Here is a 21,149-nt window from a genome sequence, read left to right as displayed (position 1 = left end):
AACTTTTCAGACGGCCTTCTTGTTTGAGCAAATAAAGATTACGGTTTCACTACTTTACCGTTGATTTTGACGGAAGTCAGTTTCAGGTTGTAGGTTTTGCCGTCATCGGTATAGCTGATTTGCGCAGGGATATTGTCGATATCGGAAGCAAAAGAGTAAGTAACGGTATCGTCGCCACGGCGGACGCGATATTTGCTCACAGGCGTTGTACCACCGTTCAGTTTATAGCTTTCGCTACCGATTTTGTTCATGCTGCCGACGGTGTACAGTTTTTTACCGTTGGTAATTTTCAAACCTGACGGCAGGCGCACGTCATTGGCGGCCAGTTGCCATGCCAAAGTAAACAAGTCCATGGCCGGGCCGGACTTTTCGGTTTTCAAATCACCTGCTTTACCGTAAGTGATGTTGCCGCCGGAGAATTTGGCCTCAGCATATAATTTACCGCCGCGTACATCTTTGTAGTAAGACGGATTCAAGGTTGTGCCGTCGATGCTGCCGCCGGATTCAAAGCGGATATTGTAAAGCGGTACTTTGATGGTAGAGACGATTTTGTATTGGCTGCCGCTGCGGGTGAAGGTCATGGTTGCAGGAATACCGTAGCTGCCTGAGTATTGCAAAACGGCGGATTGCGGCAATTCAGCGGCTTGTGCACCGATGGAGGCAGTGAGCAGGGAAAGTGTCAATAAGGTTGTTTTAATCGGATTCATGATGTTTTCCTTGTGTGTATGGTGTTTTAATTAAGCCAACAGGCTTTGACCGGCGGCATTGCGTTGTGCATTCAAAACGCGGTTGCCTTCGATTTTCAGACGGCCTGCAACGAAATCAGCAACGGCTTGCGGAAAAAGCTGGTGTTCAACCGTCAACACGCGTGCGGCAACGTCGTCAGCAGTATCTCCGTCCAAAATAGGAACAATGCCTTGTGAAATAATTGGGCCGCAATCCAGCTCGGGCGTCACGAAATGGATGGTGCAGCCTGCCACTCGGCAACCTGCTTCCAATGCGCGTTCGTGGGTATGCAAGCCGGTGAAAGAAGGCAGGATGGACGGATGGATATTGATCAGGCGGTTTTCATAATGGGCGCAGAATTCCGGAGTCAAAATGCGCATAAAGCCCGCCAATACAACCAAATCAGGCTGATAGGCATCGATTTTTTCCATCATGGCCTGATCAAATGCTAAACGCGAGTCGAAGTTTTTATGGTTCAAACTGTCAGTGGCAATACCGCGCTCTGCCGCCCATGCCAATCCGGCAGCGGTCTCGCTGTTGCTCAATACGGCTGCAATGTTGGCATCGGGAATGTCGGCATTCACAATCGCCTGCATATTGCTGCCGCGTCCGGAAATAAGGATGACGATATTTTTCATCATAATTCCTTGTTTGTTTGGAACAAAGGCCGTCTGAAACGGAATTTTTCAGACGGCCTTTTATCCGTTGTTTAAGGGCGTAAGCCTTGATTCGGATTATTGAACTTTTTGTACGTCAACTTGTACAGGTTGTTGTGCAGCGGCATCAGGCGCGCCGACTTTAACCAGTTTCACGTCGAATACCAAAGTAGCGTTCGGGCCGATTTTATCGCCGGCACCAACTTCACGATATGCTAATTTGGCAGGGATGTAGAATGTTGCTTCGCCGCCTTCTTTCAAGAGCTGGATACCTTCAGTCCAACCTGGAATCACTTGGCTTACAGGGAAGCTTACTGGGCCGCCGCTGTTTTTGCTGCTGTCAAATACAGTACCATCAATCAGACGGCCTTCGTATTCAACGGTAACGATGTCGTCTTTAGTCGGTTTTTTGCCTTCGCCTTCTTTGGTGATTTTGTATTGCAGACCGGAAGCGCTGGTTTTCACGCCTTCTTTAGTCGCGTTTTCTTTCAAGAACGCCTCGCCTTTTTCCAAGTTTACTTTGGCATCTTCAGCACGTTTGGCAGTGGCTTTTTCTTGTTGCTCTTGCAGGAATTTCATCATCACTTCCTGAGCTTGGGCTTCAGTCATTTTGACTTCTTTACCTTCAAACATGGCTTCCATGGCTTCGGTGAAGACTTTCAAATCGATTTCCGTACCTTGGTCTTTCATTTGTTTCAATGAACGGCCGATGTCCACACCCATCGCGTAGCTGGCTTGTTGGGCAGTAGAACCGATGGCAGAAGCATCTGCAGCCGCATTTGAAGCTGCGGAAGCAGCAGGGGCGTCTTTAGCGGCAGTGTCTTTTTGGTTGCAAGCAGTCAGTGCCCACAAAGCAGACAAAGCCAATGCGCTGAATTTGAAAGTTTTGTTCATGATTATGTCTTTTCTGGAAAGGTCAAAAAAGGGGATTATAGCTGAGTTTGAATGAAATGGAATCAAGGTGGATAAAAATTTGTAAAGGCGCTTATCAAAAACATTAAGGCCGTCTGAAAACAGGTTTCAGACGGCCTACTCTTAGCTATCGGTCAAACGATTAATACCAGCCGCGCAGTTTCATTGCTTTTTCAACACGACGGATACTCATCATGTAGGAAGCGGTACGCAGGTCGACATCGTATTCTTGAGCCAAGTTCCAAATATCGCGGAACGCACGGCGCAGGACAACGGTTTCTTTCTCTTGAACTTCGTCAAACTCCCAGTAGTAGCCTTGCAGGTTTTGTACCCATTCAAAATAGGATACCACCACGCCGCCGCAGTTTGCCAAAATATCAGGAACAACCAATACGCCGTTTTGACGCAGAATAACGTCGGCTTCTGGAGTGGTCGGGCCGTTTGCGCCTTCAACCACGATTTTCGCGCGTACTTTACCGGCATTTTCAGAAGTCAGTTGGTTTTCCAGCGCGCAAGGGGCGAGTACATCCACATCCAAAGCCAAAAGTTCGGCATTGCTGATTTCTTTACCGTAGCCGGCCTCATTGGTGATGAAACCTTTGGTTTGGAATTCTTTGATGATTGCTTCCATATCCAAGCCGTTTTCGTTGTAGATGGCAACGTCAACAGTAGATACGGCAACGATTTTCGCACCAGCTTTATGTGCATAGTAACCGGTGTGGTAGCCCACGTTACCGAAACCTTGAATGGCGTAAGTAGCACCCTTCACGTCTTTGCCCAGTTTTTCCAAAGCTTGGACGGCAGCGAAGTTTACGCCGTAACCGGTGGCTTCGGTACGCGCCAAGGAACCGCCAAACTCAACCGGTTTACCGGTGAACACACCCGGTGCAGAATGTTTCACCACGTTTTCATAGGCATCAACCATCCAAGACATGATTTTGCCGTTGGTGTTCACGTCAGGGGCAGGAATATCGATTTTCTCGCCGATCAGCGGAGAAATAGCTTCGGAATAAGCGCGGGCGATACGTTCCAATTCCGCTTCAGAATAGTTACGCGGATCCAAAGTAATACCGCCTTTACCGCCGCCATAAGGAATACCTGCCACGCAGCATTTGATGGTCATCCAGATAGACAGGGCTTTAACCTCGTCCATATTCACATTGGGATGGAAACGCACGCCGCCTTTGTAAGGGCCGACGGCATTATTGTGTTGTGAACGGTAGCCAGTGAAGTTTTCTACTGTACCGTTGTCGAGTTTGACAGGGAAGTTGACTTCCAAAACACGTTGCGGCTTTTTCAAGATTTCAAATACTGCTGGATCGGCATTCAGACGGTCGCAGGCAGTTTTCACTTGTTTTTGCGCAATTTCAAACGGATTCAGCGTTTCTTTTACAGCAGATGCGGACATGTATTTTTCCTTTTCATACATATGATTAGACGAGAGCCATACCCGTTACTATATACAAAAACGGACAAAAATGTAATAGCATGTAGTCGATAAAAAGCAAATCTATTCATTTATATATGAATTTAGTTTGAGGCCGTCTGAAAATATCGGCACACTAGCCGGAAATTTTTCAGACGGCCTAGTATAAATGCTCATCAAATCATTCAAAAACACACACAAACCCTTTGTTTTTTAATGCCTACCAAACCACCCTTTTTGTTGACAAAATTCTTGCCATATTACAAACAGGTTGACAGACTTACACCAGCAAAAATTGTTAACAATTTAACCAAATATCCCTTAAAGAATCAGCAAAACATCGGCAAATCAGGCAAATAATGTTAGAATAACCGCTTAAATAATATGACAGAAAGTTACTCAATGACCACTGCTGCTTTAGAACACGTTCAAGCCGTTGCTTTTGATTTGGACGGTACCTTATGTGATTCCGTTCCTGATTTGGCCGCAGCAGCCCAAGCCATGTGCGCACACTTGGATTTACCTGTTTTACCTACCCAAACGGTTGAAATTTATGTCGGCGACGGCATCAGCAAGTTGGTTCATCGCGTCATTACCAATGATCGTGAAAAAGAAGCCGATCCTGAAATCTGGGAAAAAGGTTTTGTGTTCTTTATGCAATATTATCGCGAGCACTTGAGCGACTTTACCCGCCCCTACCCTGAAACCGAAGCCGGCCTCGGCCTGCTCAAGTCCTTGGGTATTCCTCTGGTTGTCATTACCAACAAAAATGAAATTCTGGCTGCCGAGTTGCTGAAACAGCTTAATCTCGATGGCTACTTCAGTCTGGTTCTTGGCGGCGACAGCCTGACCGAGAAAAAACCCAGTCCATTGCCACTTCAACATGCGGCCGAAGTTTTGGGCATCGACGTTGCCAATATGCTGATGGTGGGCGACTCTAAAAATGACATTATTGCCGCCAAAGCGGCCGGTTGCTTCAGCGTCGGCGTAACATTCGGCTACGGCGACATGACCTTGCTCTCTCAAGACAAAGCGACCAAACCTGATTTGTTGATTCGCGCCCTGCCTGAAATCTACGAAAATCTGCAACCGCAAAAAAACAAAGACGAAGAATAATTCGGCTTTATTTTCAGACGGCCTTTTCGGTGCTTTCACCCAATCAGGCCGTCTTAAATGTAATTCAATGTAGTTAAAATCCCTCCCCCTCCATATCCCCATGAAACCTCCCAAAACCTTACGCGCCCGCGCCTTGGATATTCTTTCCCGTCAGGAAGTCAGCCGTGTTGGATTGAAACGCAAACTGGCCCCACACGCTGAAAGTGAAGAAGAATTGGAAAAGGTTTTGGACGAATTCGCCGAACGAAATTGGCAATCCGACCAACGTTACGCAGAAGCCTATATTCACAGCAAGAGCAACCGTTATGGCACGCTCCGCCTCAAGCAAGCCTTGGCGCAACAAGGTATCAATGCAGACGACTGTCGGGAGTTCTTACCCGATAGGGAAGACGAGCTGCAAACCGCCATTTCCGTCTTGCGTAAAAAATTCAAGCAAGAAGCTCAAGATTTGAAAGAAAAACAAAAACAAGCGCGTTTCCTTGCCTATCGCGGCTTTGGCTCCGACACCATTCAGACGGCCTTAAAAACCGCGTGGAATGAAGACGAAGACTTCTATCAATAATCATTCCCACTTGAATCTTTGCTTCTATCGGCGTACCCTTACGCTTTTATTCAATAATTCAATCAGAGCTTCATCATGTCCGACAAACCGCACGATACACCTAATCCCCTAATCGAAGACGAACGCAAAAATCCTGTTTACCGCTTGGGTCAGGCAGTAGCCGGATTCATGCTGCTGGTTTGGGCCGGCGTTTTGGCCTTAGTTTTCTTTTTGGTTTTCCGTTTTTGGTTGAGTTAAACCCAATCTAATTACAAAAAAGCCATAAACCCTCTTATAAAAAAGCCAACAGCTTTTATTTGTAAGCATCAAAAAGGCCGTCTGAACACACTTTCAGACGGCCTTTGCTTATAACAAGATTATCCTCGAATCACTTTGCGGATATTCGGATTGGCATGCATTGCATGAATAATCTGATTAACCTGATCCAAGTCTTTGACTTTAATTGTGAATTTAAATTCTACAAACCTTCCGTTCCTGCTTGCGCTTTGGTTGGCGTATCCACAGATTCGATATCCGCACCGGAATTGGAAATCGCTTGCGCCATTGAAGCCAGCAAACCATGCGCATCTTCAGATTTGACATTGAGAATGGTGCGGTACGTTTGATTGCGCAAACTGTCCCAGCCCGCATCGAGTTGCTCTTCCGGATCGGCTTTGACCAAAGTTTGACAAGTATCTCGGTGGATAATCATACCCTTGTCTTTGACCAATAAGGCGCGGATCGCATCGCCTGGAATCGGATGGCAACATTCGGCAAAATGAATCCGGCCGGTTTCTTGATCGTTGACTTTGATCGGGCTGAGTCTGACCGTGCTGCCAAAATGTTGGCCTGCCAACTCGGCAATGTGCATGGCAACGTGTACCGGCAAAGTATGCCCCATACCGACATTGTAGAGAACCTCTTCAAACGATGTTTGTTTGGTATTCAAATCGGCAAGGTATTTTTCCTTGAGGTCGTCTGAAAGCAGGATGTCTTTAGGCAACAGGCTGGATAAAGCTTTTTGCAGCAGGTTCTCACCCAAAACAACGGCATCGTGACGATTCAGATTTTTAATGTATTGGCGGATGGCGCTGCGCGCACGGCTGGAAACGGCAAAGTTCAGCCATGCTACATTAGGCTTGGCATGCTCGGAAGTAATGATTTCTACCGTATCGCCGGTTTTCAGCTTGGTACGCAACGGCATCATGACGTTATTGATACGCGCGGCAACGGTTTTATGACCGATATTGGTGTGAACGGCATAGGCAAAGTCAATCGGCGTCGAACCCTTAGGCAGGGTGAGGATTTTGCCTTTGGGCGTCAGGATATAGACTTCGTTGGGGAACAGATCGACTTTGACGTGCTCAAGGAATTCGATGGCGTTCGCGCTGCTGGCTTGCAAATCAAGGATGTTTTTGAGCCATTGGTTGGTATGGAGGACGGCTTGATCCGGAGTATTTTCACCGGATTTGTAAATCCAATGGCCGGCAATACCTCCCTCAGCCACAGCATCCATTTCACGCGTACGGATTTGCACTTCGATCGGCAAACCGTAAGGGCCGACCAAGGTCGTGTGCAGGCTTTGATAACCATTGCTTTTCGGAATGGCAATATAGTCTTTAAAACGGCCAGGCTTGGGATGGTATAAATTATGCAATGCGCCCAACGCGGCATAACAGGCAGGAATGCTGTTTACAATGACCCGAAAGCCGTAAATATCCATCACTTCTGCAAAACGCAGCTTTTTGGCCAGCATTTTTTGATGGATGCCGTATAAGTTTTTCTCGCGGCCTTTGATTTTGGCTTCAATATTGACACCGACCAAACGCTGACCAAATGCACGCAACACTTTGCCGACAACATCGCGGCGATTTTTGCGGCTGTTGTTCATGGCTTTTTTCAGGGTTTCGTAGCGTCTTGGGTGGAGGTTTTGGAACGATAGGTCTTGAAGTTCTTGATATGCATTGTTCAGGCCAATGCGGTTGGCGATTTGAGCATAGATTTCGAGGGTTTCTTTGGCGATGCGGCGGCGTTTTTCCGGACGCATAGAGCCAAGGGTGCGCATATTGTGCAATCGGTCGGCAAGTTTGACGACGATGACACGCACATCTTTAGTCATGGCGAGGATAAGCTTGCGGAAACTTTCCGCCTGATGCTCGGCATGATCTTCAAATTTGAGTTTTTCCAGTTTGGAGAGGCCGTCTACCATTTCGGCAATGGTATCGCCGAATTCTGCCGCCATTTCGACTTTGGTCACGCCCGTATCTTCCAATACATCGTGCATAACGCCCGCGCAAAGGCCTTGAACATCCATGTGCCAAATCGCAAGCTGCGTGGCAACGGCAAGGGGATGGGTGATGTAGGGTTCGCCGCTTTTACGGGTTTGTCCGTCATGGGCGTGGAAAGCGTAGGCAACGGCTCTTTCAAGCTCGGCCTGCTCGTTGGTATTGAGATAGGATGCGGTGCGAAACAGAAGCTCGCGCGCTTCTGCTGTCAACGGATCATAGGGGGCGGTAGGCAGTGGGGCTGGCATTTTCAGACGGCCTTTTATGGCTATTTTTAAGCCGTCAGACTGTATCGGTTGTGATATCGCACCGATACAGTCCGCGCGGCGGTTTTATCGGTTTGCCGGTTGGTTTATTTGTTGCGGGTCAGCAGCTCGATTCCGATTTGTCCAGCAGCGATTTCGCGCAGGGCGGTTACGGTTGGTTTATTGTTGCGGATGTCGTCAACCAAAGGCGTATTGCCGTTTTCTAATTGGCGTGCGCGACGGGCGGCAACGAGGGTAAGGTCGAAGTGGTTAGGGATTTTACCTGTGCAGTCTTCAGTAGTAATACGGGCCATGTTTGCTTGCTTTCTTTCTATGTTTCAAATAAACGGTTATTTTCGCTGTTTTTTAGGAATTTTCCAACAGGTTTGAGATAAATCCCTGTTGAGAGGATTTTTTCAGACGGCCTGCTTTAATAATGTGGAACAAATCGGCTTCGGCACGATCCAAATCGTCATTCACGACAACGTAATCGAACAAAACGGATTGCTCAATCTCATGACGGGCTTTTGAAAGACGTGTCTGAATAACTTCTTCGCTGTCTGTACCACGGCCGATCAAACGTTGCGCCAATACCTCAAAGGAAGGCGGCAGGATAAAAATACTGCTGGCTTCAGGCAACGATTTACGCACTTGCGCCGCACCTTGCACATCAATTTCCAAAATTACGTCATAGCCCTCTTCGCTTAACGAATTCACGCCGGCGATGCTGGTGCCGTAATAATTGCCGAACACATTGGCGTGTTCCAAAAAGGCTCTTTGCTCAATCAGTGATTCAAATTCTTCTTTGGGAACAAAGTGGTAATGCACACCATGTGCCTCACCCTCTCGCGGCTGACGTGTGGTATGAGAAATAGAAACACGGATGTCGTCATGATTTTTCAACAGGCGCGACACCAAGGTCGTTTTACCTGTTCCGGAAGCGGCAGAAATGATGTAAATATTGCCTTTTTTATGATTTTGCATGGTGGTTCAGCCGATGGTATGTACCTGTAAATTATAACACAACACAATGTTTCTCGGAATTTCAGACGGCATGTTGCAAAATTTGGCTATTGTATCGATTAATTTGGCAAGTCCGCATATGACCGCTACAATATCGTGTTAAAAACTTTTTGATTTCGGAATGTCGAGATGTTGATTCATCCTGAAGTAATGGGCGTAGAAGCTTTGGCGGACAAAATCCGTAAAATTAAAAACTGGCCGCAAAAAGGGATTTTGTTTCATGACATTACTCCCGTTTTGCAAAGCGCAGAATATTTCCGCCTGCTGGTCGATTTACTGGTTTACCGCTATATGGGGCAAAAAGTTGATGTCGTGGCAGGCTTGGATGCGCGCGGCTTCATCATTGGTGCGGCTTTGGCCTATCAGCTGAACGTCGGCTTTGTCCCCATCCGCAAAAAAGGCAAACTACCGTTTGATACGGTTTCTCAAAGTTATGCTTTGGAATATGGCGAAGCAACGGTAGAAATCCATACCGACGCCATCAAGCCGGGCGCACGCGTTTTGTTGGTAGATGATTTGGTGGCAACCGGCGGCACAATGCTGGCAGGTGTCGAGCTGATCCGAAAACTGGGCGGCGAAGTAATCGAAGCGGCTGCCATTTTAGAATTTACCGACTTGGACGGCGGCAAAAAAATCCGTGAAAGCGGCGCACCGTTATTTACCCTATGCCAAAACAAAGGCTGTATGTAATAAAAAACCGCAAGCTGATCAGCCTGCGGTTTTTTATTGTCAAAATCATTCGAGAACGTATCCGTCCGTATCCCAGAAAGTTTTTTTCACCAACTGGTCGTCTTTATAAACCAACTCGGATTTCTTCGCACCATCATCATACCAATCCAAAATAATGCCGCTGCGTTTACCGTTGCGAATACTCAATTCAGACACGATGCGGCCATTTTCATCCCAACTGATAATCTCCGTCGGTTTGTCATTGCTCATCATCATTTCGGTTTTCGGGCTGCCGTCTGAATACCATTGTTTCCAATAACCATTGGCCTTATCGTGCTTAAATTGGATTTCGCTTTCTTTCACACCATTTCGGTAATAGCGGGAACCCACGCCCTCGCTCAGACCATTTTGATAAGGCATCACCGCAGATTTTTTGCCGTTTGGATACCAGTTGACCCATTCGCCATGAGGTTTGCCGTTGCGATAGCTGCCGACCATCTTTTTCTGACCGTTGAAATGCCACAGGGTCAGCGTACCATTACCCAACGCCGGCACAAAAACCTTAATCTGACTGGCAGGTACTTCATAAGGATCAGAATATTTTTTCATCGATGGATAGTAAAAATCCTGCACCTGCGCCTTGCCTGCCTCAATCTTGTATTGGCGGACATAAGCAACCGAAGGCATGGTCGCCGTCAGTTTACCGTTTTGATTGAAATAAACGGTATGTTGCTGGGCAAAGGCGGCAACGGGCATGCTGAACAAGGCAGCAGCCAACAGGCCTGATTTTAAATAATTATTCATAATATGGAGTTTGGCAGTATATGTTCTACAAAAAGTTAGCAATAAAAATCCACTGACATTAGAAACTATGACAAATATTATAAGCCATAGTTTCAAAGCCTGCTTGGATTTCATATTCAGCATACCATAGGCATTTGTATTTTCTTAAAATATTAAAAATTTTATGAAACAAAGGCCGTCTGAAACTTTTTCAGACGGCCTTTGTTTTATTTATATCAAAATAATCTATTCTTCACCCAATAATTGCTCGCGGGTCAACAGGAATACAAACCCATCGCCACCGCTGGTTTCCAACCAAGTAAACGGTAATTCAGGATAAGCAGCCTCCAATACTTCACGGTTGTGACCGATTTCAACCAACAATACACCTTTCGGATTCAGATATTTTGCCGCTTGCAGAATGATTTGACGTGTAGCGTCCAAACCATCTTCGCCACTACCCAAAGCCAATTCCGGCTCATGCAGGTATTCATCAGGCAACGCCTCCACAGATTCCGCATCAACATAAGGCGGATTGGAAACAATTAAGTCGTAGGTTTCATCCAAACCTTCAAACAAATCGGTATGCACCAAGCTGATGCGGTCTTCCAAGCCATAATCTTCGATATTGATGGCGGCCACTTCCAGCGCATCCAAGCTTAAATCAACGGCATCGATTTGTGCGTCGGGATAGTGATGCGCCATTTGAATGGCCAAACAGCCGCTACCGGTACACAAATCTAAAGCTCGATGCACCAACTCATCATGTTCAATCCAAGGACGGATACCATCACCAAGCAATTCGTAAATAAAAGAACGAGGCACAATAACGCGCTCATCGACATAAAAATCAAACTCGCCCTGCCATGCCTGATGCGTCAGATATGCGGCAGGAATATGCTCAACTGCGCGACGTTCGATAATCGACAACACTTCCTCCTTCTCACTTTGCAACAATTTGGCATCCAAATAAGGCTCCAACGTATCCAAAGGCAGGTTCAAAGTGTGCAAAATCAGATAGGCCGCCTCGTCATGGGCATTATCACTTCCGTGTCCGAAAAACAGTCCGGCATCATTAAAACGGCTGACGGCGAAACGCAATAAATCGCGAACAGTGGTCAGCTCTTGAGCAGCTTGGTTGAACATAATGTTTTGTCTTGTCAATTTAAGAATGTTGAAATTATAACAGAAAGGCCGTCTGAAAACTTTTCAGACGGCCTTCGATTTAATTCAGCTTAAGATTATTTATCGCGGCTGAATACAATTTTGGTAGCTTGGATAGCAACGCAGACAGCACCACCGATGAAGATCAAGTCAGCAGCGGTACGAACCCAACGCAGGGTATCCAGGATTTCCATTTGCAGGAACTCTTCGCTACGTGCATACCACAGACCATGAGTGATAGAAGCGTAAGCTTGAATCACGCCGACCGGCAACAGGCTGATGGCAATCATACCCACCAGACCGCCGTTCAGCAGCCAGAAGCCCCAAGTCATCAATTTGTCGTCAAATTGAACATTAGGTTTCAGGTAGCGTGCAACCAGCAATACGAAGCCCAGAGCCAAGAAACCATACACACCGAACAGAGCCGCGTGAGCGTGAACTGCAGTAGTGTTCAGACCTTGGATGTAGAACAGGGAAATCGGCGGGTTAATCAGGAAGCCGAATACGCCGGCACCGATCATGTTCCAGAAGGCAACTGCTACGAAGCACATCAGAGGCCAACGCAGACGTTTCGCCCAGTCGGACAGGTGTTGGTAAGACCAGTGTTCGTAAGCTTCACGACCCAGCAGAACCAAAGGCACAACTTCCAAAGCGGAGAAACATGCACCGATTGCCATAGAAGCAGAGGTAGAGCCGGAGAAGTACAAGTGGTGCAATGTACCTGGGATACCGCCCAACATGAAGATGGCGGCAGCAGCCAGAGTAGAAGCAGTAGCGGTACTACGGCGGACAAAGCCCATGTTGTAGAAGATGAATGCGAAAGCGGCAGTAGCGAATACTTCGAAGAAGCCTTCTACCCACAGGTGAACCACCCACCAACGCCAGTATTCCATTACGGCGATTGGAGATTTCTCACCGTAGAACAAGCCAGGAGCGTAGAACACACCCACACCGACCATAGAAGCTACGAAGATAGCCAACAGGTTTTTATCTGTACCTTTTTCTTTAAAGGCAGAGACGGTGCAACGCAACATCAGGAACAGCCACAACAGCAAGCCGACCATCAGCAGAAGTTGCCAGAAACGACCCAAATCCAAGTATTCGTAACCTTGGTGGCCGAACCAGAAGTTCAGTTCAGGTGGAATGATGTGAGTCAAAGCAAAGAAGTTACCTGCGTAAGAACCGCCGACTACGATGAACAGGGCAATGTACAGGAAGTTCACACCGGCACGTTGGAATTTAGGATCTTTACCGCCGTTCACAATCGGAGCCAAGAACAGACCTGCTGTCAGGAAGCCGGTTGCAATCCAGAAAATAGCGGATTGGATGTGCCAAGTACGAGTCAATGCATATGGGAACCAATCGGCCATTTCAAAGCCCAGTGCGGTATCGATACCGTAGAAGCCTTGACCTTCAACAGTATAGTGAGCGGTCAAACCACCCAACAGTACTTGTACGACAAACAGCGCAACAGTCAGGAATACATATTTGCCTAACGCTTTTTGAGAAGGAGTCAGTTGTACTTTAGAGATAGGATCTTCAGTAGGTACTTCAACCTCTTCATGCTTAGTCAAGAAAGAGTAACCCCACATCAGCAAGCCGATACCCATCAGCAACAATACCACGCTGGTGAAAGACCACATGTAGTTTTCAGTAGTCGGTACGTTGTTGATCAAAGGCTCGTGAGGCCAGTTGTTGGTGTAAGTGAAATTCTCGTCAGGACGGTTGGTCGAAGCAGACCAAGAAGTCCAGAAGAAGAAGTTGAACAGTTTTTCACGCGCTTCTTGGCTTGGCAATGTGTTGTTTTTCATTGCAAAGTGTTCGCGAGTGGTTTGGAACTTAGGATCGTCGCTGTACACACCGTGGTAGTAAGGCAGGATGCTTTCGATCGCTTTCACGCGGGTTTCACTGACAACGACAGAACCGTCTTCCTTAACACGGCTTTGGTTGCGGTATTCGTCAGCCAAACGGGTTTTCAGAACAGCTTGTTCTTCAGGAGAAACTTCGTCAAATTTTTTGCCGTAAGTTTCTTGCGCAGTCAGATCCAACCATGCAACCAGCTCGCGGTGCAGCCAGTCGGCAGTCCAGTCCGGAGCTTGGTATGCACCGTGCCCCAATACAGAGCCGACTTCCATACCGCCGATAGTTTGCCATGCAGATTGACCTGCCAAAATATCGTCTTTGGTCATCAGGACTTTGCCGGATGCAGAAACGACTTGTTCAGGGTATGGCGGAGCCTTTTTATAGACTTCGCTACCCATATAACCAAGAATGGTAAAGCATACTGCCAGCACGGCAAACAGCAAGTACCAAAGCTTCTTGTACTGTCCCATTTTAAGTACTCCTTAATTTTGGTAAAAAGTGGTTGGGTGGTATTAATTCATCAAATATGAATGTTAAAGATTGTATCACGGTTTAATAAGTAAAGAAATATTTTGTCAATAATATTCCTTTAAAACCATTAACTTATATGATATTGATTCCCATTTTCCTATACAAACCCTCCTTTATCGTATTTGTGTTAAGTTTTCGCTAACATTTTCACACAAAAATAAACTTTTCGATGTATTTTTTTATACTTCTAAAGGAGTATTTAGGGATTAAAAGATTCATATTCCCTGAACAATTTGATTTACATCAAAATATGACCAAACAAGCGCCTACATAATCATACAAAATTTCAAACCATCCTATCAGGATTCTTACTTTTCTTACTATAAGGAAACTTTAAACATGAAACGCCAAACCTTAGCCGCACTTATCGCTTCTGTATTTGCACTGGCCGCATGCGGCGAGCAAGCTGCTAAACCTGCTGAAACTCCAGCTGCTACCGCTTCTGCTGAAGCTCCTGCCGCTTCCAACTCACAAGCTGCTGCCGAGACTCCTTCTTCAGAACTGCCTGTGATCGATGCTATCGTAACTCACGCTCCGGAAGTTCCACCTCCAACTGATCGCGATCATCCGGCTAAAGTACGCGTTAAAATGGAAACCGTCGAAAAAACCATGACCATGGAAGACGGTGTTGAATACCACTACTGGACATTCAACGGCGACGTTCCGGGCCAAATGATTCGTGTACGCGAAGGCGATACCGTAGAAGTTGAATTCTCTAACAATCCTTCTTCTACCGTTCCTCACAACGTTGACTTCCACGCTGCAACCGGTCAAGGCGGTGGTGCAGAAGCTACCTTTACTGCTCCTGGCCACACTTCTACCTTCAGCTTTAAAGCACTGCAAGCTGGTTTGTACATCTACCACTGTGCCGTTGCTCCTGTAGGTATGCACATCGCCAACGGTATGTACGGTTTGATCTTGGTTGAACCTAAAGAAGGCCTGCCTAAAGTAGATAAAGAGTTCTACATCGTACAAGGCGACTTCTATACTAAAGGTAAAAAAGGCGCTCAAGGCCTGCAACCTTTCGATATGGATAAAGCGATTGCTGAACAACCTGAATACGTTGTATTCAACGGTCACGTAGGCTCTATCGCCGGCGACAACGCTCTGAAAGCTAAAGCTGGTGAAACCGTTCGTATGTACGTTGGTAACGGTGGTCCTAACTTGGTATCTTCCTTCCACGTTATCGGTGAGATCTTCGACAAAGTTTACGTAGAAGCTGGCAAACTGATCAACGAAAACGTACAAAGTACCCTGATTCCTGCCGGTGGTGCAGCGATTATCGAATTTAAAGCCGACATCCCGGGCAGCTATACTTTGGTTGACCACTCTATCTTCCGTGCGTTCAACAAAGGTGCTTTGGGTCAATTGAAAGTTGAAGGTGATGAAAACCCTGAAATCATGACCAAAAAACTGAGCGACACCGTTTACCAACCTGCCGGTGCTGCCGCTTCTGCTCCAGCAGCTGCTTCCGCAGCAGCGCCTGCTTCCGCAGCATCTGCAGATAAAGGCGGCTACTAATCCAGTCATCTCGGCATAGAAACAGAAAAAAGCCACTGCTGTTCCGGCTGATGCAAGGACAACAGTGGCTTTCTTCCACGACCAATCAAAAGATTGGTTTTTCAGACGACCTCTCAAGCATCGAAGGTCGTCTGGAAAACCGGTTTCAAGCATTCACGAACCCGACAAGCCAAAAGCACAATAATCAGAAGGCTTCTCAGGATTTTTATCCGGTTTCGCTATATAATCAAAGCCTAATAATCCCCGTATTCAGATTAGAAAGCCCGTTATGAAACTCATACCACTCATCGCCCTATTTACCCTTGTCGCAAGCGGCAGTGCAGCGGCGGCCGAAATGGTAAAAATCGAAGGAGGCAGCTATCGTCCTCTCTATCTCAAAAAAGAAACTTCCCTTATTAAAGTCAAACCCTTCCAGCTTGACAAATATCCGGTTACCAATGCCGAATTTGCCGAATTTGTGAACACACATCCGCAATGGCAAAAAGGTAAAATCAATTCCAAACATGCTGAAAAAGCTTACCTGAAACATTGGGTGAAAAACGGCAGCAACAGTTTTGCACCTAAAGCCAGCGAACTCAAACATCCGGTAACCAATGTTTCATGGTTTGCCGCAAATGCCTACTGCGTTTCCAAAGGTAAACGTCTGCCAACTATTGACGAATGGGAATTTGCAGGCTTGGCTTCTGCCACTCAAAAAGACGGCTCTTCCGAGCCTGGCTACAACCGCACCATCTTAGACTGGTATGCAGACGGCGGTCGCAACGGTCTGCACGACATCGGTAAAAACAAACCCAACTATTGGGGCGTATACGATATGCACGGCCTGATTTGGGAATGGACTGAAGACTTCAACAGCAGCCAACTCTCTGCCGGCTCGTCCAACACACAAATGTTCTGTAGCGGCGCATCCGTGGGCTCAAGCGATCCGTCCAACTATGCGGCATTCTTACGCTACGGCATCCGCACCAGCCTGCAATCCAAATATGTTTTAAATAACTTGGGCTTCCGTTGCGCGAGCAAATAAAGTTTAGTTTTTATCACCAAAGCAGCTTTGGCGGTACTGAAAGGTATCGCCGCTTTTTTTGGCCGTCTGAAAAGATGTGGCATACCAAGACAAATTGTGGCATAATCCGCACGTCCTTATAAAAAGGCACTTAGGAGTTTGCTTAGGTCGTTCGGCTTGGCAAACTTGTCCGAACCTGAAAAGGTTCTTTTATTTTCGGAGTTATCCATCATGGCATTGACCGTAGAACAAAAAGCACAAATTGTTAAAGATTTCCAACGCAAAGAAGGCGATACCGGCTCTTCTGAAGTACAAGTCGCTCTGTTGACTTTCCGCATCAACGACCTGACTCCTCACTTCAAAGCCAACCCTAAAGACCACCACAGCCGTCGCGGCCTGTTGAAAATGGTTAGCCAACGTCGTCGCCTGTTGTCTTACCTGCGTCGTACTCAGCCTGATACTTACCGTACACTGATTACCCGCCTGGGTCTGCGTAAATAATTTATGCTTAAATCAACACCGCCTTCGGGCGGTGTTTTTTATTGACATACCGATGCCGTCTGAAACACAGGCCCACGCTCTGTGTTATACTTCCACACGCTTAAACAGCAAGGCTTAAACTTCCAATCACTCCTTAAAGCTCCCATCAAAGCGAGAATCTGAATTGTCTGTTCATTCCATGTTGCACTCAGGAAAATTTTGGCTGAAAACCCTGGTTTTCAGCATCGCCGTGCTTTTATGCCTTGCAGCGGTATTGAGTGCCTTAATGTTCCGCATATTCAATACAGAAAACATCGACGCATTCATACAGAAAAACTTTTCCGCCCATGGCTGCCAAGTCAAATACAACGCCAATATCAGCAGAAAATGGCTGCCGCGCCCTACGCTTATTTTAAAAGACCTCAGCCTTTCATCTTCCGAACCCGATACGCCGACGCTGAACATTGCCGAGTCCAAAATGGGCTTTGGCTGGAGCAGCCTATGGTCAGACGCCCCCATTCTTGAAAAATGGATTCTTTCCAATCCGTCGCTGACGCTGGGTCCCAAAAACCACCTGCCTGCCTGCCTGCAACAAAACCATGCATCAAAAGAAAGCTTCCAGCTCAACCGCATCATCATCAATAGCGGCAGCATACGCTATCACAATAAAGAGCAAGATATTGTCTTAAACGATCTGCAATTTTCCCTGCGCAGAGCCGATTCAGACGGCCGTCCATTCGATATCAGCGGCACACTGCAAAACATAGGCAACCCCATCAGTTGGCAAGGCATTGGACATCTTGTACAAGATGATGCCGGCTGGAGCGTTCCCGCCCTCAAATTAAACCTGCAAACCGTATTGCTCAAAAACAAGCTGGATGCCCAAATCGCAGGCAGCCTTAATTGGCAAAACCAAACCGCCCTTTTCCGCGACTTCAATCTGCAAGCCGAAAGCGACTATCAAAACTTGCATATCAACGCACGTTCGCCCCTCTTGCAATTCAAAAACGGTTATTTGCACCTCAACACACTCAACGGCGCATTGACCGCCGGCAGTGAAAACAACCAATGGGACGGTTCATTCAAACTGGACAAAGCCAACCTCTATCCAACCGTTTTGACCGCCGCCAATTTTGAACTCAAAGGCAGCCATAAAAACGACCGCCTCCAAACCAACTTTACCTTTTCCAGCCCGTTGGTTTGGCAAAAAGGCAAAGGCATCGATGCACCCAAACTGCACCTCAGCACCCTGCAAGACACCATCAACCGTCTTCCCCGCCCCCGATTTATCAGTACACTCGAAGGACAGGCCAATTTCAGCCTCAATACATGGGAAGGCCGTCTGAAAGGCGCATTTGACAGACAAGCCCTCGCCTTGGCCTTTAAATACCAACGCGATGCCCAACCTCGTCCGCACCTTGACGCCGGTATCGCCTTACAAAAACTCAATCTGACTCCTTACTTGGAAGATCTGAAAACCCAGCCATCACTAAACCTTCCTTCCCTGCTGGCCAAATCCTGGTTGCCCGACATTGAGGCCAACCTCCAAATCGGCAGCATTCAAACTGCCGGCCTGCAATTAGAAAACATCGAATTCCTGCTTACCGCCGATAAAGAACATATCGCCCTGCACCGTTTCAAAGCCGGGCTTTATGGCGGCAAAACCGAGGGCGGCCTGAGTATTGCAGCGACGCAACCTGCCTCCTACCACCTTCAGCAAAACGCAAAAGGCATACAGATTCAACCGCTGCTGCAAGACCTGTTCGGTTTCCACAGCTTCAGCGGCAGCGGCGACGCCGTTATCGACATTAAAACCACCGGCAACAACCGCGCCCAAATGATACAAGCCCTAAACGGCAGCCTGCTCCTCGATATTACCAACGGTGCATGGCACGGCATTGATATGGACAGCATTCTGAAAAACGGCATCTCTTCGGAAAAAATCGACAACAGCAACCTCAAAACCCCTTTCCATCATTTCACCCTCAATAGCGAAATCGAGAAAGGCATCAGCCATCACATCAACACCGAACTGTTTTCCGACAGTCTGCACGTTGTCAGCAGCGGCTATACCGATTTGAATACCCAAAAGCTATCGGAAAACCTGCTTATCAGCAACGTTCTGCAACCTAAAAACAAACCGATTCCCCTAAAAATCGGCGGAACCGTACAAAACCCTTCCATTACCCTTGATTACAGCCGCTTGACCAATGGTATGAACACGCCTGCAGAAAAACAAAAAGCCCTGCAAGAAACCATACAAGAACAATGGAAGTGGCTCAAACCGCGCTAGGTTTTCAAATCAAAGGCCGTCTGAAACCCCAAAAGTTTCAGACGGCCTTTTAACAGATGCCTTGTCAGAATAAGATGTTTACTGAGGAATGACCATATACACAATCAGTGCAACAATGATGGCAAATCATATCGCCAACATTATCAAGCTTTTTTTGGAGAGTTTTCTTTTTCTCCAATCGAGCCTCAATATTTCTACCATACCCTCAAACATAGACCCAATCATTTCCATCAATATTTGAAGTAGAAATTCCAATAAATCTGACATCTACAAACCCAAACGCTCCCAAATCTCATCGATTTTAGCTGTAACGGCAGGGTCTTTTTTGATCACACGACCCCATTCGCGGTCGGTTTCACCCGGCCATTTGTTGGTCGCATCCAAACCCATTTTGCCGCCGAGTCCGCTGACCGGGCTGGCGAAGTCGAGATAGTCGATGGGCGTGTTTTCCACCAAAACGGTGTCGCGCACGGGGTCCATGCGCGTGGTTACGGCCCAGATGACTTCTTTCCAGTCGCGCACGTTCACATCGTCATCGACCACGATGATGAATTTGGTGTACATAAATTGGCGCAGGAACGACCAGCAACCCATCATCACGCGCTTGGCGTGGCCGGCGTACTGTTTTTTCATGCTGACCACCGCCATGCGGTAGGAGCAGCCTTCGGGCGGCAGGTAGAAATCGGTGATTTCGGGGAACTGCTTTTGCAAAAGCGGTACGAACACTTCGTTCAACGCCACACCCAAAACGGCGGGTTCATCGGGCGGTTTGCCTGTGTAGGTGGAATGGTAAATCGGGTTTTCGTGCATGGTGATGCGCTCGACCGTAAACACGGGGAAATGGTCTTGCTCGTTGTAATAGCCCGTGTGGTCGCCGTATGGGCCTTCCAACGCAGTTTCGTTCGGATGGATGACGCCTTCCAGTACGATTTCGGCACGGGCAGGCACTTGTAAATCGTTGCCGATACATTTCACCAGTTCCGTCCGCGAACCGCGCAGCAGTCCGGCAAACTGGTATTCGCTCAAGGTATCGGGAACGGGCGTTACCGCGCCTAAAATGGTGGCGGGGTCGCAGCCAAGCACGACGGCGACGGGATACGGCGTATTGGGATTGAGTTTGCGGAATTCCTGATAATCCAGCGCGCCGCCGCGATGCGACAGCCAACGCATAATCAGCTTGTTTTTGCCGATTAGTTGTTGGCGGTAAATGCCTAAGTTTTGGCGTTTTTTGTGCGGACCGCGCGTGACGGTCAAGCCCCACGTTACCAGCGGCGCAACGTCTTCCGGCCAGCAATGTTGAATCGGGAGTTTATACAAATCAACGTCTTCACCTTCCCACACGATTTCCTGACACGGCGCGTTTTTCACCACGTTCGGTGCCATGCTCCAAATGTCTTTCAGCAGCGGCAGTTTGGAAAACGCGTCTTTGATGCCTTTGGGCGGTTCGGGTTCTTTCAAATACGCCAGCGTCTGCCCGATTTCGCGTAGCTTGGACACGCTGTCCGCACCCATGCCCATCGCCACACGTTCGGGCGTGCCGAACAGGTTTGCCAACACGGGATAATCGTAACGCGTACCGTCAGGCTTAATCGGGTTTTCAAACAGCAACGCCGGCCCTTCGGCGCGCAGCACACGGTCGGCGATTTCAGTCATTTCCAAATGCGGGGAAACGGGATGCTGAATGCGCTTGAGTTTGCCATCAGCTTCCAATCCGGCGATAAATTCTCGCAAATCTCTGTATTTCATGATTTCATTTTCCTGAACAGGCCGTCTGAAAACAGACTGCCATTTCGGGTTTGAAAGATAAACCAGCGGCTATTGTACCTGCCAAATCTGTTCAAATCCCAACTTTCCACGTCCGAATTTCGAGATTTTTTGCAAACTACCGTCAAATTTAAACAATATCTGCTTG

18 protein-coding genes and 1 pseudogene are annotated in these 21,149 nt (G+C 47.5%); 8 read left to right on the top strand and 11 right to left on the bottom strand.

Annotated features, from left to right (window positions below):
- Positions 1–38: 38 nt before the first annotated feature.
- The 4 genes from FAH66_RS01815 to FAH66_RS01800 form a co-directional block, all read right to left on the bottom strand.
- Positions 39–707 carry a DUF3108 domain-containing protein gene (locus FAH66_RS01815; protein WP_137040452.1) on the bottom strand — a complete coding sequence of 223 codons (669 nt, stop codon included), beginning with the start codon at positions 705–707 and terminating at the stop codon, positions 39–41.
- Between the two features lie 30 nt (positions 708–737).
- Positions 738–1,364 carry a phosphoribosylglycinamide formyltransferase gene (gene purN / locus FAH66_RS01810; protein WP_049344053.1) on the bottom strand — a complete coding sequence of 209 codons (627 nt, stop codon included), beginning with the start codon at positions 1,362–1,364 and terminating at the stop codon, positions 738–740.
- A 96-nt stretch (positions 1,365–1,460) separates the two neighbouring features.
- Positions 1,461–2,276, bottom strand: a complete 816-nt coding sequence (locus tag FAH66_RS01805) for an FKBP-type peptidyl-prolyl cis-trans isomerase (protein ID WP_137040450.1) — start codon at positions 2,274–2,276, stop codon at positions 1,461–1,463.
- A gap of 160 nt (positions 2,277–2,436) precedes the next feature.
- Complete coding sequence (locus FAH66_RS01800) at positions 2,437–3,702, bottom strand: Glu/Leu/Phe/Val family dehydrogenase (protein WP_003685975.1); 1,266 nt, start codon at positions 3,700–3,702, stop codon at positions 2,437–2,439.
- 420 nt (positions 3,703–4,122) lie between these two features.
- Between FAH66_RS01800 and FAH66_RS01795 the strand changes: the two genes are divergently transcribed.
- The 3 genes from FAH66_RS01795 to FAH66_RS01785 all read left to right on the top strand — a co-directional run bounded on the left by FAH66_RS01795 (position 4,123) and on the right by FAH66_RS01785 (position 5,635).
- Complete coding sequence (locus tag FAH66_RS01795; protein WP_049329866.1) at positions 4,123–4,836, top strand: phosphoglycolate phosphatase; 714 nt, start codon at positions 4,123–4,125, stop codon at positions 4,834–4,836.
- Positions 4,837–4,936: 100 nt separating this feature from the next.
- The gene (gene recX, locus FAH66_RS01790; RefSeq protein WP_137040448.1) at positions 4,937–5,398 is read left to right on the top strand and encodes a recombination regulator RecX; all 462 of its coding nucleotides are present in this window, start codon (positions 4,937–4,939) and stop codon (positions 5,396–5,398) included.
- A 75-nt stretch (positions 5,399–5,473) separates the two neighbouring features.
- Entirely contained in the window at positions 5,474–5,635 is a 162-nt protein-coding gene (locus tag FAH66_RS01785; RefSeq protein ID WP_003686014.1) for a hypothetical protein, read from the top strand.
- Between the two features lie 119 nt (positions 5,636–5,754).
- Here the strand turns inward: FAH66_RS01785 and FAH66_RS01780 are convergent.
- The 3 genes and pseudogenes from FAH66_RS01780 to gmk all read right to left on the bottom strand — a co-directional run bounded on the left by FAH66_RS01780 (position 5,755) and on the right by gmk (position 8,891).
- Positions 5,755–7,910: pseudogene (locus FAH66_RS01780) on the bottom strand (RelA/SpoT family protein).
- A gap of 104 nt (positions 7,911–8,014) precedes the next feature.
- Positions 8,015–8,221 (bottom strand): DNA-directed RNA polymerase subunit omega, encoded by a 207-nt coding sequence (gene rpoZ, locus FAH66_RS01775; RefSeq protein ID WP_070631367.1) that lies wholly within the window; start codon positions 8,219–8,221, stop codon positions 8,015–8,017.
- A gap of 52 nt (positions 8,222–8,273) precedes the next feature.
- Positions 8,274–8,891 (bottom strand): guanylate kinase, encoded by a 618-nt coding sequence (gene gmk / locus FAH66_RS01770; RefSeq protein ID WP_003686079.1) that lies wholly within the window; start codon positions 8,889–8,891, stop codon positions 8,274–8,276.
- Positions 8,892–9,059: 168 nt separating this feature from the next.
- Between gmk and FAH66_RS01765 the strand changes: the two genes are divergently transcribed.
- Positions 9,060–9,620 carry an adenine phosphoribosyltransferase gene (locus FAH66_RS01765; protein WP_137040446.1) on the top strand — a complete coding sequence of 187 codons (561 nt, stop codon included), beginning with the start codon at positions 9,060–9,062 and terminating at the stop codon, positions 9,618–9,620.
- A 45-nt stretch (positions 9,621–9,665) separates the two neighbouring features.
- On the opposite strand, the gene FAH66_RS01760 is transcribed toward FAH66_RS01765, so the two are convergent.
- From FAH66_RS01760 to FAH66_RS01750, 3 genes are all read right to left on the bottom strand, one after another.
- Positions 9,666–10,403 (bottom strand): toxin-antitoxin system YwqK family antitoxin, encoded by a 738-nt coding sequence (locus tag FAH66_RS01760; protein WP_137040444.1) that lies wholly within the window; start codon positions 10,401–10,403, stop codon positions 9,666–9,668.
- Positions 10,404–10,628: 225 nt separating this feature from the next.
- Positions 10,629–11,528, bottom strand: coding sequence for a 50S ribosomal protein L3 N(5)-glutamine methyltransferase (gene prmB / locus FAH66_RS01755; protein WP_063076008.1), 900 nt, complete (start codon positions 11,526–11,528; stop codon positions 10,629–10,631).
- Positions 11,529–11,623: 95 nt separating this feature from the next.
- Complete coding sequence (locus FAH66_RS01750) at positions 11,624–13,879, bottom strand: nitric-oxide reductase large subunit (protein WP_137040442.1); 2,256 nt, start codon at positions 13,877–13,879, stop codon at positions 11,624–11,626.
- A gap of 400 nt (positions 13,880–14,279) precedes the next feature.
- Here FAH66_RS01750 and nirK point away from each other — a divergent pair, with 400 nt between their 5' ends.
- The 4 genes from nirK (at position 14,280) to FAH66_RS01730 (ending at position 19,237) form a co-directional block, all read left to right on the top strand.
- Positions 14,280–15,461, top strand: a complete 1,182-nt coding sequence (nirK, locus tag FAH66_RS01745; RefSeq protein ID WP_137040440.1) for a copper-containing nitrite reductase — start codon at positions 14,280–14,282, stop codon at positions 15,459–15,461.
- A 268-nt stretch (positions 15,462–15,729) separates the two neighbouring features.
- Positions 15,730–16,485, top strand: coding sequence for a formylglycine-generating enzyme family protein (locus FAH66_RS01740; protein WP_137040438.1), 756 nt, complete (start codon positions 15,730–15,732; stop codon positions 16,483–16,485).
- Positions 16,486–16,695: 210 nt separating this feature from the next.
- Positions 16,696–16,965 (top strand): 30S ribosomal protein S15, encoded by a 270-nt coding sequence (gene rpsO / locus FAH66_RS01735; protein ID WP_003679932.1) that lies wholly within the window; start codon positions 16,696–16,698, stop codon positions 16,963–16,965.
- Between the two features lie 178 nt (positions 16,966–17,143).
- Positions 17,144–19,237 carry an AsmA family protein gene (locus FAH66_RS01730; RefSeq protein WP_137040437.1) on the top strand — a complete coding sequence of 698 codons (2,094 nt, stop codon included), beginning with the start codon at positions 17,144–17,146 and terminating at the stop codon, positions 19,235–19,237.
- A gap of 267 nt (positions 19,238–19,504) precedes the next feature.
- Here the strand turns inward: FAH66_RS01730 and ubiD are convergent, their stop codons facing one another.
- The gene (gene ubiD, locus FAH66_RS01720; RefSeq protein ID WP_137040433.1) at positions 19,505–20,983 is read right to left on the bottom strand and encodes a 4-hydroxy-3-polyprenylbenzoate decarboxylase; all 1,479 of its coding nucleotides are present in this window, start codon (positions 20,981–20,983) and stop codon (positions 19,505–19,507) included.
- Positions 20,984–21,149 lie beyond the last annotated feature (166 nt).

This window comes from Neisseria subflava (assembly GCF_005221305.1).
Classification (GTDB): Bacteria; Pseudomonadota; Gammaproteobacteria; order Burkholderiales; family Neisseriaceae; genus Neisseria; species Neisseria subflava.
Note: the sequence above shows the minus strand (reverse complement) of the source record. Positions and strands in the feature narration are given on the sequence as shown.

Bases quoted from the DNA above. Each gene is read 5' to 3' on its own strand.
- FAH66_RS01795 (WP_049329866.1), top strand. From the start codon at position 4,123: ATGACCACTGCTGCTTTAGAACACGTTCAAGCCGTTGCTTTTGATTTG.
- gmk (WP_003686079.1), bottom strand. From the start codon at position 8,891: ATGCAAAATCATAAAAAAGGCAATATTTACATCATTTCTGCCGCTTCC.
- recX (WP_137040448.1), top strand. From the start codon at position 4,937: ATGAAACCTCCCAAAACCTTACGCGCCCGCGCCTTGGATATTCTTTCC.
- FAH66_RS01740 (WP_137040438.1), top strand. From the start codon at position 15,730: ATGAAACTCATACCACTCATCGCCCTATTTACCCTTGTCGCAAGCGGC.
- FAH66_RS01760 (WP_137040444.1), bottom strand. From the start codon at position 10,403: ATGAATAATTATTTAAAATCAGGCCTGTTGGCTGCTGCCTTGTTCAGC.
- rpoZ (WP_070631367.1), bottom strand. From the start codon at position 8,221: ATGGCCCGTATTACTACTGAAGACTGCACAGGTAAAATCCCTAACCAC.
- prmB (WP_063076008.1), bottom strand. From the start codon at position 11,528: ATGTTCAACCAAGCTGCTCAAGAGCTGACCACTGTTCGCGATTTATTG.
- FAH66_RS01750 (WP_137040442.1), bottom strand. From the start codon at position 13,879: ATGGGACAGTACAAGAAGCTTTGGTACTTGCTGTTTGCCGTGCTGGCA.
- nirK (WP_137040440.1), top strand. From the start codon at position 14,280: ATGAAACGCCAAACCTTAGCCGCACTTATCGCTTCTGTATTTGCACTG.
- FAH66_RS01815 (WP_137040452.1), bottom strand. From the start codon at position 707: ATGAATCCGATTAAAACAACCTTATTGACACTTTCCCTGCTCACTGCC.
- FAH66_RS01730 (WP_137040437.1), top strand. From the start codon at position 17,144: ATGTTGCACTCAGGAAAATTTTGGCTGAAAACCCTGGTTTTCAGCATC.
- FAH66_RS01765 (WP_137040446.1), top strand. From the start codon at position 9,060: ATGTTGATTCATCCTGAAGTAATGGGCGTAGAAGCTTTGGCGGACAAA.
- rpsO (WP_003679932.1), top strand. From the start codon at position 16,696: ATGGCATTGACCGTAGAACAAAAAGCACAAATTGTTAAAGATTTCCAA.
- FAH66_RS01805 (WP_137040450.1), bottom strand. From the start codon at position 2,276: ATGAACAAAACTTTCAAATTCAGCGCATTGGCTTTGTCTGCTTTGTGG.
- FAH66_RS01785 (WP_003686014.1), top strand. From the start codon at position 5,474: ATGTCCGACAAACCGCACGATACACCTAATCCCCTAATCGAAGACGAA.
- purN (WP_049344053.1), bottom strand. From the start codon at position 1,364: ATGAAAAATATCGTCATCCTTATTTCCGGACGCGGCAGCAATATGCAG.
- ubiD (WP_137040433.1), bottom strand. From the start codon at position 20,983: ATGAAATACAGAGATTTGCGAGAATTTATCGCCGGATTGGAAGCTGAT.
- FAH66_RS01800 (WP_003685975.1), bottom strand. From the start codon at position 3,702: ATGTCCGCATCTGCTGTAAAAGAAACGCTGAATCCGTTTGAAATTGCG.